Annotated in this window: 22 protein-coding genes and 2 pseudogenes; 8 read left to right on the top strand and 16 right to left on the bottom strand. The window is 37.4% G+C overall.

Annotated features, from left to right (window positions below; genetic code table 11):
• Positions 1–147: 147 nt before the first annotated feature.
• Together ACE1MS_RS09295 and ACE1MS_RS09290 are read left to right on the top strand one after the other, a co-directional pair.
• Complete coding sequence (locus tag ACE1MS_RS09295) at positions 148–855, top strand: DNA alkylation repair protein (RefSeq protein ID WP_447402857.1); 708 nt, start codon at positions 148–150, stop codon at positions 853–855.
• Positions 856–1,324: 469 nt separating this feature from the next.
• Positions 1,325–1,927 carry a stalk domain-containing protein gene (locus ACE1MS_RS09290; RefSeq protein WP_447402856.1) on the top strand — a complete coding sequence of 201 codons (603 nt, stop codon included), beginning with the start codon at positions 1,325–1,327 and terminating at the stop codon, positions 1,925–1,927.
• A gap of 42 nt (positions 1,928–1,969) precedes the next feature.
• On the opposite strand, the gene ACE1MS_RS09285 is transcribed toward ACE1MS_RS09290, so the two are convergent.
• Both ACE1MS_RS09285 and ACE1MS_RS09280 read right to left on the bottom strand, forming a co-directional pair.
• Positions 1,970–2,254: a hypothetical protein gene (locus ACE1MS_RS09285; protein ID WP_012294144.1), complete on the bottom strand. Its 285-nt coding sequence runs from the start codon at positions 2,252–2,254 to the stop codon at positions 1,970–1,972.
• 113 nt (positions 2,255–2,367) lie between these two features.
• Positions 2,368–3,147: an N-acetylmuramoyl-L-alanine amidase gene (locus ACE1MS_RS09280; protein ID WP_036161427.1), complete on the bottom strand. Its 780-nt coding sequence runs from the start codon at positions 3,145–3,147 to the stop codon at positions 2,368–2,370.
• A gap of 610 nt (positions 3,148–3,757) precedes the next feature.
• On the opposite strand from ACE1MS_RS09280, the gene ACE1MS_RS09275 reads away from it, so the two are divergent.
• Entirely contained in the window at positions 3,758–4,039 is a 282-nt protein-coding gene (locus ACE1MS_RS09275) for a hypothetical protein (protein WP_243432685.1), read from the top strand.
• Between the two features lie 57 nt (positions 4,040–4,096).
• Positions 4,097–4,213 (top strand): annotated as a pseudogene (locus ACE1MS_RS09270) (phosphotransferase); the annotation flags it as partial.
• 226 nt (positions 4,214–4,439) lie between these two features.
• Here the strand turns inward: ACE1MS_RS09270 and ACE1MS_RS09265 are convergent.
• From ACE1MS_RS09265 to ACE1MS_RS09245, 5 genes are all read right to left on the bottom strand, one after another.
• Positions 4,440–5,252, bottom strand: a complete 813-nt coding sequence (locus ACE1MS_RS09265) for a DnaD domain protein (protein WP_207889865.1) — start codon at positions 5,250–5,252, stop codon at positions 4,440–4,442.
• Positions 5,253–5,465: 213 nt separating this feature from the next.
• Positions 5,466–5,885, bottom strand: a complete 420-nt coding sequence (locus ACE1MS_RS09260) for a hypothetical protein (RefSeq protein ID WP_031419921.1) — start codon at positions 5,883–5,885, stop codon at positions 5,466–5,468.
• Between the two features lie 108 nt (positions 5,886–5,993).
• Complete coding sequence (locus ACE1MS_RS09255; protein WP_036166213.1) at positions 5,994–6,302, bottom strand: hypothetical protein; 309 nt, start codon at positions 6,300–6,302, stop codon at positions 5,994–5,996.
• Between the two features lie 103 nt (positions 6,303–6,405).
• Entirely contained in the window at positions 6,406–6,615 is a 210-nt protein-coding gene (locus ACE1MS_RS09250; protein WP_447402855.1) for a hypothetical protein, read from the bottom strand.
• A gap of 34 nt (positions 6,616–6,649) precedes the next feature.
• On the bottom strand, positions 6,650–6,934 hold the full coding sequence (locus tag ACE1MS_RS09245) for a DUF5316 domain-containing protein (protein ID WP_031419919.1): 285 nt from the start codon (positions 6,932–6,934) through the stop codon (positions 6,650–6,652).
• A gap of 178 nt (positions 6,935–7,112) precedes the next feature.
• Between ACE1MS_RS09245 and ACE1MS_RS09240 the strand changes: the two genes are divergently transcribed.
• From ACE1MS_RS09240 to csaA, 3 genes are all read left to right on the top strand, one after another.
• Complete coding sequence (locus ACE1MS_RS09240; protein WP_031419918.1) at positions 7,113–7,829, top strand: hypothetical protein; 717 nt, start codon at positions 7,113–7,115, stop codon at positions 7,827–7,829.
• A gap of 114 nt (positions 7,830–7,943) precedes the next feature.
• A complete protein-coding gene (locus tag ACE1MS_RS09235) occupies positions 7,944–8,120 on the top strand; it encodes a hypothetical protein (protein ID WP_008179752.1) in 177 nt (58 codons plus the stop codon).
• 97 nt (positions 8,121–8,217) lie between these two features.
• Entirely contained in the window at positions 8,218–8,550 is a 333-nt protein-coding gene (gene csaA / locus ACE1MS_RS09230; protein WP_012294135.1) for a chaperone CsaA, read from the top strand.
• A gap of 11 nt (positions 8,551–8,561) precedes the next feature.
• On the opposite strand, the gene ACE1MS_RS09225 is transcribed toward csaA, so the two are convergent.
• The 3 genes and pseudogenes from ACE1MS_RS09225 to ACE1MS_RS09215 form a co-directional block, all read right to left on the bottom strand.
• Complete coding sequence (locus ACE1MS_RS09225; protein ID WP_447402854.1) at positions 8,562–9,449, bottom strand: AraC family transcriptional regulator; 888 nt, start codon at positions 9,447–9,449, stop codon at positions 8,562–8,564.
• A gap of 407 nt (positions 9,450–9,856) precedes the next feature.
• Positions 9,857–10,414 carry an isochorismatase family protein gene (locus ACE1MS_RS09220; RefSeq protein ID WP_036215800.1) on the bottom strand — a complete coding sequence of 186 codons (558 nt, stop codon included), beginning with the start codon at positions 10,412–10,414 and terminating at the stop codon, positions 9,857–9,859.
• A gap of 102 nt (positions 10,415–10,516) precedes the next feature.
• Positions 10,517–10,802 (bottom strand): annotated as a pseudogene (locus ACE1MS_RS09215) (O-methyltransferase); the annotation flags it as partial.
• A gap of 89 nt (positions 10,803–10,891) precedes the next feature.
• Here ACE1MS_RS09215 and ACE1MS_RS09210 point away from each other — a divergent pair.
• Positions 10,892–11,092 (top strand): hypothetical protein, encoded by a 201-nt coding sequence (locus ACE1MS_RS09210; protein ID WP_036161417.1) that lies wholly within the window; start codon positions 10,892–10,894, stop codon positions 11,090–11,092.
• Positions 11,093–11,337: 245 nt separating this feature from the next.
• Here ACE1MS_RS09210 and ACE1MS_RS09205 read toward each other — a convergent pair whose 3' ends face one another.
• The 6 genes from ACE1MS_RS09205 to ACE1MS_RS09180 form a co-directional block, all read right to left on the bottom strand.
• Positions 11,338–11,874 carry a CueP family metal-binding protein gene (locus ACE1MS_RS09205; RefSeq protein ID WP_447402853.1) on the bottom strand — a complete coding sequence of 179 codons (537 nt, stop codon included), beginning with the start codon at positions 11,872–11,874 and terminating at the stop codon, positions 11,338–11,340.
• Between the two features lie 265 nt (positions 11,875–12,139).
• Positions 12,140–12,973, bottom strand: coding sequence for a GNAT family N-acetyltransferase (locus ACE1MS_RS09200; RefSeq protein WP_036215788.1), 834 nt, complete (start codon positions 12,971–12,973; stop codon positions 12,140–12,142).
• 406 nt (positions 12,974–13,379) lie between these two features.
• Entirely contained in the window at positions 13,380–13,535 is a 156-nt protein-coding gene (locus ACE1MS_RS09195) for a hypothetical protein (protein WP_012294129.1), read from the bottom strand.
• 157 nt (positions 13,536–13,692) lie between these two features.
• Positions 13,693–13,863, bottom strand: a complete 171-nt coding sequence (locus ACE1MS_RS09190) for a hypothetical protein (RefSeq protein ID WP_155273159.1) — start codon at positions 13,861–13,863, stop codon at positions 13,693–13,695.
• 14 nt (positions 13,864–13,877) lie between these two features.
• Entirely contained in the window at positions 13,878–14,498 is a 621-nt protein-coding gene (locus tag ACE1MS_RS09185; RefSeq protein WP_036161414.1) for an NAD(P)-dependent oxidoreductase, read from the bottom strand.
• Positions 14,499–14,578: 80 nt separating this feature from the next.
• Positions 14,579–14,965 (bottom strand): hypothetical protein, encoded by a 387-nt coding sequence (locus ACE1MS_RS09180; protein WP_036161410.1) that lies wholly within the window; start codon positions 14,963–14,965, stop codon positions 14,579–14,581.
• Between the last annotated feature and the right edge of the window lie 76 nt (positions 14,966–15,041).

The following is a 15,041-nucleotide window of genomic DNA, read 5'->3' as shown; positions in this document are numbered from 1 at the left end:
GTGAACAACTATATTTGAATAGCGTATTTTTTATTCGAATAAGATGGAAGCATTTCTAGACGAAACTAGTTCAATCATGACAAAAGGGCATGCCCTATAGGATAATAGTAAAGAGCGTTGAAATCAGATAATAAAGGAAGTGCTTCTATGAATGCAGAAATGGTGATGCAGGAGCTGAAGGAGCTAGGCAAAGAACGGACGAAAAAAATGTATATGTCGAATGGGGCACATGAGCCGGTTTTTGGTGTGGCAACAGGAGCCATGAAGCCGATTGCCAAGAAAATTAAAATCGATCAGGCATTGGCAGAAGAGCTTTATGCGACTGGCAACTATGATGCTATGTATATTGCAGGTATCATTGCAGATCCAAAAACGATGACGGCGGCTGATTTTGATCGATGGATGGATTCGGCTTACTTTTATATGCTGGCTGATTATGTAGTGGCAGTCACTTTAGCGGAATCACCTATTGCACAAGAGGTGGCGGATGCATGGATGGCGAGTGGTGAGGAACTGAAAATGTCAGCAGGCTGGAGCTGCTATTGCTGGCTTTTAGGAAATCGTAAAGATAACGAATTTTCTGAAAGCAAATTAGCAAGCATGCTAGAGGTTGTGAAAAAAACAATTCATACTGCGCCTGAACGAACAAAATCTGCGATGAATAATTTTCTTTACACAGTGGCGATTTCCTATGTACCCCTCCACGAAAAAGCTGTGGCAATAGCACAGGCAGTTGGTCCTGTGGAAATGAAGCGTGACAATAAAAAAAGCACGACACTGAATGCCTATGAAACTATTCAAAAGGAACTTGATCGAGGAAGGCTTGGTTTTAAACGTAAATATGTAAGATGTTAATGAATCAATCTAACAAGCATTGATCCCATTCGGATGAATGCTTTTTTTGTTATCGCATAAAAAATATTGATTTTCATTATTTTTTTAATTTCCTATATTTTATTTTAGAATTCATGCGTTTATGTAACGACAACAAAGAACAACCGAACAAGCATTGTACTATAGTCATCATTTTCTTTATCCTAACAGGGTACTGTCTATGATACTTCTTTATAGGAAAGAAGATATGACCGGTAGTATTATGAGGGCAATGAGTCTTATGTTTGCATCAAGTACCATAGCAACTTTTGCAGCTGTCCTCATCGCCTCTTGCAAAAACCGAAAAGAATTAACCGTTTTCTGTTAGTGCTCTCCATTTTGGATATGTAATAGCTTCCCTATATTTCACTACTATTTTACTATAAAAACATACCAAATTTTACTTTTTGATAGTATAATAATTACATATTTTGATAATAGGAGGATATATATGAAAAAATTAGTCTTATTTTTAGCGATGATTACCCTATTCTTCACCACTACCACGATTGCTGATGCACATCCAGGTCGTCTCGATAGCAATGGTGGTCATAATTGTTCAGACAAGTCAAAGGCAAAAGGTCTTTGTACAGGCTATCATTATCATAATGGGAATAGTGGCAGTGGTTCCTCCTCAGGTGGTCAAAGCAGCTATACACAGCCCACAAAAGCAATTCAGGCTCCAGCATTGACAAAAGTAGCCGTTTATTTGAATAATGTAAAACAAAGTTATACGCCAAGCGCCTACATGAAAAATGGCACAACATTGGTACCGATGAAACCAATTTTTGAAGCTCTTGGAGCAACTGTTTCTTATGATAATGCCACTAAAAAAGTAACTGCGACGAAGGTCGGGAAGAAAATCGTTATCGGGGTTGGCAACAAAACAGCTTATGTTGATGCAAATGGAACGACATCTACAATTAGCCTTAGCCACCCTGCCGAAGTTTACCAAGGAACGACAATGGTGCCTTTACGCTTTGTTAGTCAAGCCCTTGGCGCAGAGGTAACATTTGATGAAGCCAAATTAACCGTCTATATTACAACAAAATAATGGACAAACAAAAAGCAGCTTCCTTGGAAGGATGCTGCTTTTTTAGTGTTGTTCTAACTCGAACTGATATTTTTTATTAATTTTATTAGCTATTTTCTCTAAAAATGCAGCAACTGTCATATTTTCAACTTCATTTGTATACCATGCCAATTTGGCGCCATAATTTTTTTTATTATAATTTACTTCTAATGGCCAGAAATTTTTAGTCTTATAGGTATAATCAAATTTTATATATAGTTGTTTTCCCTCTGGACACTCCATGACCACGTTATATAACGGATTTTTTCTTTCCTGCTCAAATTTTACTTTTCTTATTTTCGTTAACATCCTAACCCCCGCCTCTCTTCTTTTTATTTCGACAAAAGTTCTAAAGATCTTTAAAAAAAAAAGATAAAGCACGCTGTTTCAACGAACTTTATCCTTTCTTTATTATAGCATAGTTATTTATTATCGACAAATTTATCGTAATAACGTTTGAGCATAGTAGCCATTTGCTCACGTGTGAGAACCCCTGCCGGATTCATATTTTTACTGCCATCGCCTCGGATAATGCCTTCTCTAATAGCCCATTCCCACGCTTCTTTATGAGATGCGGCTACTTCTCGATCGTATAGTAAACTAGCTTTTGTAGCTAATACGCTTTTTAAAGCTTCTATTTCCTGCTTCAACTCATTATATTGTGACATTGTTAACCCCTCCTCCAGGCCATTTTTTAAATCTTGCTGGAACTGTGCTTCGCTAATACCCATACTTATTAAATAGGCAAACGGATCTTTGTGTGTGGTGCCGCCCAAATTATCAGCTATCCAACGATGGGATTTGATGCCGTTGCCAGTACCATCTAAAATAGTGGGAATCCCTGCCTCTATAGCCATTTTGCGCAATAACCAAATATATGCTGCGTAATCCTTTTTAAATTGTTCCTTATCAGAAGTCCGCGCTAGCTCTACTTGGGCATAGCTATATGGATTCCCTTTAGGGCCACAACCATATTGAACGCGATTAACTGGTGCTATTTGCACAATGCGTCCGCCACCCCCTACCCAGTGAGAAACGAAGGCATTGGCTTTATTTTTATTCATATAGGCAATTTCATTTTCTAATGCATTTGGACCAGTGTTAGTGCTATTACCCGATTCATGTGCTACCACGTACTTAATGGCGGTGAGCGGTTGATTAGGTAATCCTGACATCATCTGCAATTCAATCACATAACTCATTATGCACCATCCTTTCCTATCATTTCTTTGCGAATGACCACCATGCTATTCATCAATAGTTCTGACGATTATAGGGGTGAATGGACAACTAGTTTTATTGCGACAGGCTAGCTATTTGCCATGGTTGACTGATGGGCTGAATGGATGACTGCTCTATTTCACCTTTTTTGCTGCTACACATATAAAGTGAATGAAGGATGAGAGTGACATTCACTTATTCTAGTAAATGCAAGCTACACCATTTTTTCTAGTTAGTTGTGCTCATGACTATTATTTAAAATGATGAATAAATGATCATTTCACTTCAACAGGTGCATTGACAAAGGACGGCTCCATATAGTATTTTGTATCTTCTAAACTGAATGAAGGAGAGAGATAAAGTGATTGTAGAAAATATCATGAATCGATTAACTAGCCTACACCGTTACACGGCTATTAAAAAAATCGACAAAGGCTATTCCTCTGATACCAAATATGTCGTAACCGTTAATGATACACCTTATTTGTACGCCTCTCCGATCTCGCACACCAAGAGAAAAGGTGGATTGAATTTACTTTACTACAGGACTTAGAGCTCCAGAGAGTTCAAACACATAAGGCCATTGAATATATGGTCCTCCCAGACGACCATCTTTCAGCGATGGTGATGAGCTATTTAATAGGCTCCCCTGCGGATGAAATCATTCTTCAGCTTTCGGACACAGAGCAGTATCATCTCGGTCTAATGGCAGGGAAAGAATTAAGAAAAATTCATCAGGTGAAATCACCAAAAACTATCCATTGGGAGACGTTACAAAAAGAGAAATTTACTAATTATTTACAAGCCTATCAGCAGGATTCTTATCAAATTCCGCAAGAGGCTAAATTATTGTACTTTATAGAAGAACATTGACCGCTATTAAGACAACGCCCAACTACCCTTCTTCATGATGATTACCACCTTGGGCACATTATTTGCCACCAAAATAGTTTTAATGGGGTTATTGATTTTAATGGCTATGATGTAGGTGATCCCTATCATGATTTTTATAATCTAGCCCTGTTTAGTAGACGGCATAGTGTCCCCTATTGCATCGGGCAAATAAATGGGTATTCCACCCAGCCACCAGATGATGAGTTTTGGCGACTATATGCCTTATATGCTGCCATAAATGTCATTTCAACCATTGCCTGACACGCCAATATGATCCGCAATCATTTGACGATGCGTTAGCCAGAATTCAGCTAATTTTACAGGATCATGCTTACTTTTCCTCCGTGAGGCCTTTATGGTATCCCGATCAGCAGGTCGTTTAGCCACTTTCGAGCAGCGCTAATATTTTTTGCCGCTCTGCTTCAAAATTAATGGCTGGCTGCTGTGGCCGTTCCTCTTCATGACGATGGTGAAACCACTGTGGAATAATCTCTTGACGTCTCTTGGCTGGCATGTCCGCCACTTTTTTCTTCTGGGCATGAAAGCGCATTTGGTCTGAAGCAATATCTACCATGGTCTTTAGTTGTTTATGATGCCAATTTTGCAATATCTTCTCAACATACCGCCAGCACAATACATTGTGCTCCACAGCTAGCTTCATCGCATGGATGACTATTTCCTCTGAAAAAATGTTTAGCCAGGAATGAATTTTTGCAGTCATATACGCCGACAGAGAGCCAAAGCCTTGTTGTTCGAAAAAGTAGTAGGCTGTCTGTGATTGTTGATTATCATCTTTATTGTTTAGTAATTGGTTATTTAGTAATTTATTATTTAGTTGTGTGGGCTTTTCCGTTTGTGGTGCGGCCGTTGACGGATAACCCGTTGACGGCTGGGCAGCACGGTTAGAGACTTCAAAAACGACAAACTCCACCTTGCTGAATTTTCCATCCTTTGCTCGCTCCTGTACCTTTTGAAGATAACCTTCCCGAATCAGTTCATTAACAATGCTAGCAGTCCCGTCACGTCCACATTTACTACGTGTCGCCAAATCTGTCAGACAAAAATCCCAATCATCTGGCAATGACAGCATATAGGCAAGCAATCCCTTTGCCTTCCAACTTAATTGGTCATTATTTAAAAAGCCCTTGTCCAATACCACAAAGTTATCGTTCTTCACTACTCTGTAGATCATGGCTATCCCCCTCCTCCACAATTACTCTCTGTACTATCTATATAAAAGTTTATGCTATAAAAAGGGACAAATTTTTCTAATTTTTTATTTCGCTAGAATTTATGGTCCTTTTTTTGAGGGTGTTCTTCTGAATACATGGACAAAAAAAGACACTTACCATTTCGTAAGTGCCTCTGCTGCAACGCTCACTGCCAATGTTGAGTGTGCCTTGTTTTATTCGTATAGTTCTTTATAGATAATAACTTTTAATGCAGCTATTTCTTCATCTGATAATTTGCCTTCTACCTGTTGTAATGCCTCTTCCTTCGTCATGGAGCCGTCCTGTAATTTCACACGAATATCATTTAGCTCTGTAATGCCTACTTTTTGAATGATTACTTTAGTAGCCTCTTCTTTCGACGTAAAAGGTAACGTACTACTATCTACCGTTTTCGCCTCTTCCATATAGGCTTTTAACTCCGGATCGTTTTCAATTGTATTTTTGATTTCTTCCTTTTGTCCACTATTCTCTAATTCTGTTGAGAGTGTATTGACAATTTTTTCTGACGCAAATTTCGTGCCAAAATGTAATACACCATAGCCAACTATACCAATGAAAATAATAAAAACAACTAACCATTTCATGAATCTCAAAATCGCTTCACTCCTTTATCCACGTTCATCATACTATATGGAGTGGGTGATTGAGAAACAATTCTCCCTAGAAATTATGTAAAAAAACCCCATCCGATGATGAGGCTTTTATTTGACGTATTTCAAATACTTGCGGACAAATTCTACAATATAAAGTATTTCTTCATCAGTCATACTTAAAAGATTGCAAACACGTTGCAGTCTTGCTGGTGAAGTTAATTGTTGACGAACTTGATGGATATACATGTATTTGCATTTACGTGGATTAACCTTATCCCGTATTTGCTTGTATCGAAGGTATGCGTAGCGAGCAAATGCATTAAGCATCTCCCGCTCCTGCTCATCACGTTCTTTTTTTCTAGCAGCTTCATCAATTATGTCCGTTTCAAATGTCCGTGTACCATCTGTTAATTGCATAGTACCACCTCTCTATTGCAAATGTACTCCTAACTATTAAATGCAACAAAAAAAGCCACACCTAGGGTAGATGTGACACTTTTATTGATTACCTATGTAAAGATTATTGAGAGTGCTTTCTTCTTTGATCTCGCTTCTTCAAAATATATCGTGTAATGCCAAGGGTGATAACAATTTCGTTTATTAATAAAAATTGAAAATCATTGGGAGTTGCATGTCGCCAATCATAGATGCCCCAAATAATAAGTGTGAAGAGAACAACTGCAAGTGTATATCTAGAAGCCTCTGAATAATAATCTTTTTCTTTATCCAAAATCTGCAACATCCTTTCTATTGAGACGGTTTTTTCACATATAATACGCAAAGATAGCGACAATAATATTCGGTAATGCTAACCATAAAGCGTTATTCATGATGTGATTACGTTCATCCCTATCTTCTTTGGTTTCTGTTGCAAAATTGGCCCGCATTCGATCCCCACTCCCCATTGATCCAGACATTAACAAAGCGAAAATAATGAGTATTCCACCTACAAGCCCCGAAAGGAAATGGGCTTTTTCTGTACCCCATATTAGGATTGAAAATACAACACCTAGGATGGACATGATCGTTCCGATGCCTACATATTTCATTTCCACACACCCCTTCTGTAGTATACGGTGGAAGCTTCATTTTCGTTTCAAAAAAACCAAAATTTTCATATTCATTACAGCCACTATATAATATAATGAGGAATTTTCTTTATTTATAAATCGTTGCGATGAGCAAAGTCGACGGTTTTCCAAAGAATACAGAAGGAGTAGATACAAATTGAAAAAAGAAATGGGTGCGTTGCTATTGTTGAGTGCTATTTTGTTTTCAGGTTGCCATTCAGATCAAAAAGAAAATCCCACAGAAGAAAAAACTTTAAAAAAAGCTTATAGTCCAACACATGCTGATGCCACATTAATGGGTTCCTCTGCCAATAAAGAAGTAAAACTGTATAAGAAAGGAGATGGCGTAAAACTGGAGTTTAATGGGAAAATGAAGGACTTTAATTGGAACAACCCTGATGATACAGGAACCGAGTCTCAAGTGTTTTACATAGATATGACAGATGACGGCGATGAGGAAGCTGTTATTATCCTTCAGACTGGTAGAGGAACGGGGCTAGATAATTATGATATTCATGTAGTAGATCAGGACTTACAAGAAATAAAGGTTCCTCATTATGAGGAAATTGTTGCTCAACATATGGAGTCAAACGTTGTGAAAAAAGACTTTGAAACATTAAATATTACGGGTCGAGCATTTGGCAAGGAATATCACTTTGACTATAAAATCGATCCAGAGCTAGAAATACAGCAGGATCAGCTAGGTTTTGGTGCAATAACGATTTATTATATAGAAAACCAACGAATAAAATTGACCCTTGCAGCTAGCGTATTTCCTATAAATGTGGCTGATTTCCATATTACCTATACATTCGATCATACGAAGAACGAATTTATGGTCGATCAAATAGAAGTAGAACCGATTCAACAATAAATAACAAACGAGTATTTTTCCTCTACTATTTATTCGTATAGGATAAGCTCCAAACGTTCATAGTAAGTATGGTATGAAACTCATACCGAATCATACGACGGAGGGATCAATTTTATGAATAATGTTCGTGAAGGTTTAATCCCAACTATTCTCGGGTCGGCTGTCACAGCGGCAGGATATGCCATGAAGCAAAAGCATGGTTCTAATAAAATGGTGGCCAACACCATTTTTGGCTTTGGTTTAGCTCATATTGTGTTAGGAGCTATTGACCTGGTGGAGCATCGTCGTTAAGAAAAGAAGGGCACTCTATGTGCTCTTCTTTTTATTTTGAATAATTTCCCATACAATGTTAGCATGATAATATAGTTAAATGAAGGAGAGTTGTCTATTGGCCACATTTGAAGATTTTACAGCGCTTGATCTACGAGTTGGTACAGTTTTGCAGGCACAGGAGCTACCAAAAGCGCGTGTTCCTGCTATTAAAATGAACATCGATTTTGGGGAGGAGATCGGCATTAAACAGTCTTCCGCCCAAATTACAAAACGGTATACGCCAGAGGCAATGGTCGGAAAGCAAGTTGTAGCCATTGTTAATTTTCCTCCACGCCGAGTTGCCGGTTTTAAGTCAGAGGTGTTAGTGATTGGTGGAGTGCCCGAAGAGGGAGACGTTATCCTGTTAACACCTGATCAGCACGTACCAAATGGCACAAAAATACATTAAAGAGCCGTGCATTATGCAAGAGGCTCTTTTTTGAGAATGGGTATCCATATTTCACTTGTAAAGGTTGGTGAGGAGAAATCAGTGCTCGCATGACTGACAATTTCAGGGCCAGCCACCTGATTATAGCCAGAAGACGGAAACCATTCGGCATAAATACGGCCCCACGATTCCTGAAGTGTTTGCGGGAATGGTCCTACCACTGTAAAGACTACCCATGTATTCGCAGGGACAGCAAGCTGACAAAAGTACCCAGGGTTTGTTGCTTCTGTAGTAGCTACTCCAATATAATGATCGAGTTCTCCCTTCTCCTCCATTCGCCCCTCTGAAAAATTTGTAGAGGCTTGGATGATGCCCTTAGGTTCCACATTGGACAGCTTTTTAAGCTGCTCAATATCTGTAATTGTTAGAGATTGCGCCATTTTCACAATGTCCGGATTTTCTCCCTGAAAAATAATCGGTACACGTTTCATCAAGCCAACAATGTGAAAGGCTTCTTTTTGCTCGAGTCGGTAATTCATTTCTTTTCCTCCTTGGATGGTAAGTTGGAAGGTCATCCGTGGGAAAGCTTTAAATGTTTGACCAGTTTGCCTTGCCTCTGAGGGTGTCATTCCATGTAAGTGCTGAAAAGCTCGTGTAAAAGCATCTGCTGAGCTATAGCCGTACATAACAGCTATATCAAGGATTCTCAAAGAAGCGTTCGACAAATCAAGAGCAGCCAGTGTCAAACGTCGCCGACGAATGTATTCAGATAGTGAGATACCAACTAGAAATGAAAACATTCTTTTAAAGTGATACTCTGAACAATACGCTTTTCTTGCTACTTCCCTCATGTCAATATCGTTTGTCAAATTGGCCTCAATATAGGCAATTGCTTCATTCAATCGTGTGCATGAATCCACTTGAATAACCTCCCTTTACACAACAATAGCAAGAATAGAATGATGTCATCCGACATATTGTGCCCTAATTAGTCGCCTTTCAAAAAATAATCTATCGAACAGGCAGATCACTAACTTTCAAAGCTACTTTCACATATATATAATAGTGTAAAGCTAATTTTAGCCTTACACCTCCTGACTTGATACTTAGGGTCACTGGTCGTACAGTGGCCCTATGAAGAAGAAGGTTTCCATATAACTTGTATCCCATTTTTACTATATCCAATAAGTTACCTGTTCCATTTCTAAAAAAACTCTATCCTTTTGGACAAGCTTTTGCTATAGCATAACGTCTTTCATGTAGTAAATTGGATGTTTTAGAAAGTAAAAGGAATGACCAAGAACTAAAATTCTTGGTCATTCTTATGTTAGCGATAGGTTGAATGGCTCGGCTCAAATAAATCTTCGTCGGAATGACGCACAAGGGAGAAATGGTCAACATTGTAATGACCATGTAATAAGTCATTATGATGTGCGATTATTGCGCCTGGTTCTAAAACCTTGGAGCCGTTCGTCGAATGTCCATCACCGACAACTGTGACATCAAAGCCTTGAACAGTGGCAGTTCTGACGGCGGTATCTACACAGTGCTCGGTTTTACACCCCATCATTACCAAGTGCTTCACATCATGAACCTTTAAATAGTCCAGCAAACCCGTGTTGTAGAATGCATTGGTAGCAAGTTTATCAAAAAAGACAGCTGATGTGGGAACATGGATTTTTTTATGTACTTGAAAGCCAGCTCCCTCCCCACCAGCTACATCTTGATCACGAACAAAAATAATTTGAGCATTTTCTTCGATTGCCTTGTTAATCACCTTATTGATGGTCTCTACTAATTCGTCTTTACGATAAACAGCTTGTTCCTCCTGATTACCTTCCATTAGTTCTTGCTGTGCATCAATCACAATTAACGCTTGTTTCAAAAGCATCTCTCCTTTTTGGGTTACTAACCATACTTTACCATAAAGGAGGTTTTACCTTTATTATTTTTTTACTTTAGAAACGGTTATGTCATCCCCAATTGGTCAAAGGATAGACTCCAGTTGCGGGTGGACTGCCACCAGCTCATTAAATTTCTTCATGATGGCTGTATAGCGTTTTGGTGTTATCTCTGGATCAGCAACACTACCCGACTATCCGTGACCATTAACGCACCAGTATTTTCTATTTTTATACAGTACGCTAAATATGGCTCATCATTTTCCTTGGGCATATTTTTCCTCTAACTCTAGTGAGGTTAATGTGCCCCACATCTTCAATTCCTCTCGCCAGGCAGATGCCACTATAGCCACCTAATGCTCCAATTTCTAATTTGTATACATCATGTCAATAAACATATTGCTTTCATCGTTCAACATATACTGGGGATAGCGATTACTTTTGAAATGGAGGTACGTGTATTGAAAAGAGTCATAAAATATGTTTTGGGGATTGGCACATTATTGATACTGTCAGGCATCTTTTTAATTGGTGCGCAATCTCACTATAATCAGAAGGAAATTAAAATTGCCAGTAAAATTTGTCTTGAAAATGGCGGACATCCTAAAATCATTCGTGATTATTTGGCTCTTAACTACTCCTTTTCCTGTCAAAAGGACTGAGGTTTTACATAAGATGGTGAATTAAATCATAAAGATATTTCTTATCAATCAAAGATGAAATGGATCCATTAACTAAATCGTTTGAGTTGCATTTAACTATTCGAATATGCTAAAAACACCGTATCTTTTTTATAAACATCGCAACCTTATTGCAAAACTAAACCTAGCATTTTAAAAATCTAAAAAGGAAAGGGTTGCCACAAATAATCAGCTTTCACTGACTTTTTGGACAACCCTACTTTTTTCTATTTTAATTGCATTGTTGTAATGCAAGTGCCATCGCTTTCATAAGTAGAAAATATCGATTCTACCGTTTTGCCTTTGTGCTCCATTTTTATGTTATACGTTTGGTCACGAGGTAGCCATAAATCAAAAAATCCATTTGCTAGAGTTTTCATGGTTTCGTCCACTAGCACATTACCTTTTGAGTCTTCAATATAGACAGCTATATCCTTATTAGCCAGTTCTCCTTGGCACCCCGTCAAGCTATGGTTAGTACAAGGGTGAGTTTCATTTATGTAAGGAGCTACAGAAACAAAAAATTCGTCTTCTGGCAAAGCATATGCTGACTCAATTCCTTCTTTATCAGTTACAATCAGCTGGTTTGATGTGATTGAAGCAGATTCGTCTTTAGTTTTGTCCCCGCTATATTCATTCACCAACTCCTTAATATTTTGCATCTCCACTTCTTTTCTAGGATTATCGTCATTAGTACTCTCTCCATTGCAAGCACCTAGGACAACCGTAGTAAGTAAAGTTACAGCAAAAGCTTTTAATTTCATTTTATTCACCTCTAATTTCTTCATTCTTTCTACTTTGTAAAACGCTGACGATTTATACTATAAACTATAAATAAGAAGAAATTGTGCAGAGGAAAAATACATACATTACAAACAGATTTTATTTATTTGAGTATTGGTGACTGCAATCCATTCCAATGAAATAAACGTGATCATGTTGCTGATTATAGGATAGTTTTTTCAAAGTTACAGCAGAAAAAATTTTCTAAATTTTTAATATTATATACTTTTAAAGAGTATCTCATAATCATTTCCATTCAAACTCCAATGTTTTTAGTTTTGACTCAAATTCAAAGCCCAATTTTTTTGCTAAACGTTTAGATTCAAGGTTTGTTTCCATCGTTGACCATTGGGGTACTAGTCCATTTTTTATACAATCATCTAAATATGCTGAACATACTAAAGTTGCTAATCCTTTATTCATGTGTTTCTCGTCGTATGTTTCAACACTAATTTCATGCTTATTCTCGTGTACACAGCAAGAAAAACATGCACTTACTATTTTATTATCCCTTAGGATACAATATCCCAGTCCATGAGTATTAAAGTCTTCAATTGAATACCAAACCTCTTCTAATACGTCAGAAAGAATTCCATCTGGGTCGTTCTTAATGACTTCGGTATCAATTTTTTTTATTAGATAATTATCCGGTAAAGGTTTGTATTGCTCTTTTAAGGCAACGAAAGCCTTAGGATTGAATTGATAATACAACTCATAATCTGGTTCGTATTCTTTATCAGCAATAACATTTTCTACTACTTGTTCCCATATCTCATCTTTTATGACTGCAATAAACCAGGTTCCACCACACGATTCATAAGTATCCATTTTTAATTCATTATCAAGAAAATCTCGTAAAGAATCAATAAACTGTTGATTAGTCGCATTCCCAATAAAAATACTGCTTATTCCTGTTACATCTATTAGTGCTGTATTGGGTTCTTGCAGATTGTCTACATAAATTGTCCCTCTGTTCATACCATTAATTATGGAATTTAATGTTAAATCATTCTTCTGATCAGGTGTTTGTAGTAACCTTTTTATTTTGTAGTAGTCTCTTTTATCCAATTTATAAATCATAAAACAGCTCAGCTCCTTTCATAATCCGATAAAATATTTGTTTGTATTTAAATTCCTATAGTTTTTTTAGAAAAAACTGCTTTATACAGGCAGCTATTAAATGGCGTAGCGATGATGCATTTTCAATCTTACTGATTTTATTTTTTTATCTGTACGAAAGAACTATAGGGTAAAATCCTTAATCAAATAATTATCCAGCATGAAATAGCCCCTTCTAGCTCTTTTCATTTTAAACGTTCTGATGTAATATTTAATATTTTACCATTTTATAACTTTTTATAAAGTAAAGCTAATAACTGCACGTTTTGATTCACCAATAAATGAGGGAACTTTTTCCTGAATTGATTACTTCGGGGCAGGACTAAGCTTTACTATTAATGATGCAAACCCATAATAAAAAAAGACGTCAGGTAGACGCCCTTAAAGTTTGATCGATATCCTCTATCAACCTATCCACTTGTTCCTTTGTTATCTTTATGACATATAGCTCTGTCTTTTCGTTTCCATCTTGATTGGTTAGGTGTTCAGGATATTGATAGTGGTTTGATATCTCTTTGCCCATACAATCACCTCTTTAATGATATATATTCGACATAAAGTATAGCAAACCTTCAATAAAAAGGAAAATATCCATTTACTTTCTCACCCTATAAGCATAAGTATCCGCTATTCCTATTAAAACCCTGTCCATTGAAGGAATCCATTACTTAACAAAGCTATTACTTCCCCATTTTCGCAATTTTTTTTAGATAAAACACCCCAATAAACAGCAGAAGGATACCATATACTTTTACCATCATATTTCGAATGGCAGCATCCATCGTTGTATTTAGCAGAGCAAGCCCAATACATGTAATGAGCAGGCCAATGAGCATGTGAATGATTCTCATTTTTTACCCTCCTTTTAATAGGCGAGCCCTACTCGCGTTTTAACGAATTCCTTACTAAAGATTTGTTGGTAGGCAAAGTAGGCTGTATCGGCTACTGATATTTCACTACCGCCTTCAGGTAAAAAATTACGCTCCACTCGATAGGTTCCTGTAAATGATCCATCTGGTAAATAGGTTGGACAAACAATCGTCCAATCGACATTGGAAACGTGTAATTGTTCAAAAACGTACTGATGCTCCTTAGCAGCAAACGTAGATTTTCGTTTGGATTCCGTTGATTGATAACGAAGAATTGTTGGCGACACTCGACTTTGTAAAATACCCGCAGTGCCAATCGTAATAATTCTCTTTATCTTTTGTTGCTCCATAACCTCAAGTATGAGCGAAATACTAGTAGATAAAGTATCATTCCCATCTGTATTTAATGCACTTACTACTACATCCACATTCACCATAGCCTGTTCGAGATCTTTCTTATTTAAGACATTTCCCTGAAAGATATGTAATTTCTTATTGTCCATCTGTAATTTATGGGGATCACGGACAAATGTCGTTACTTCGTGTTGATCTTTTAACGCGAACTCAACAATTTGTCTTCCTACACGTCCAGTTGCACCCAAAACTAATATTTTCATAGACCTTCACCTCTTCATTCCATTATAACATGCCCCTTCTATGCAAAAGAGACACATGCAATATGTGTCTCCCGCTTTCCTTATTTTGTTTCTAATAGCTGAACATTCACTATAAATGCTCCCATATTCTCTTCTTTGGCCAGCTCATGGATAATCGTTTGAATCTCACTTTCTGTGCTTTTTTCTATTTCATTACCATCGTGTAATTGGATGGTGATGATTTGATGGTTAGGGGAATCTACCAAATAGCCTACTGTACTATCTGGTGAATAACCTGCCTTTCGTACTGCTTGTATAATCTTTTGTGTAAAATTAGTCTCTTGTAATTTTTCACTAAACTCTTCCGCATAGGTCGGAGTAGGAGAGAAACTTACGGCTATTGGTGAAGGCTGTTTTTCTACAATCAGCCATGATATCACTACTATAGCGAACATCAGTAAAAAGAAACCTTGTAGTATTCTCTTCATACACTCGCTCCCTTTCACCTTTATATTAACAGGCAGAAATCTAGTATTCCCCCCTAAAAACGGTTAGTTATGTACG

It is taken from the genome of Lysinibacillus sp. fkY74-1 (assembly GCF_053165895.1).
Note: the sequence above shows the minus strand (reverse complement) of the source record. Positions and strands in the feature narration are given on the sequence as shown.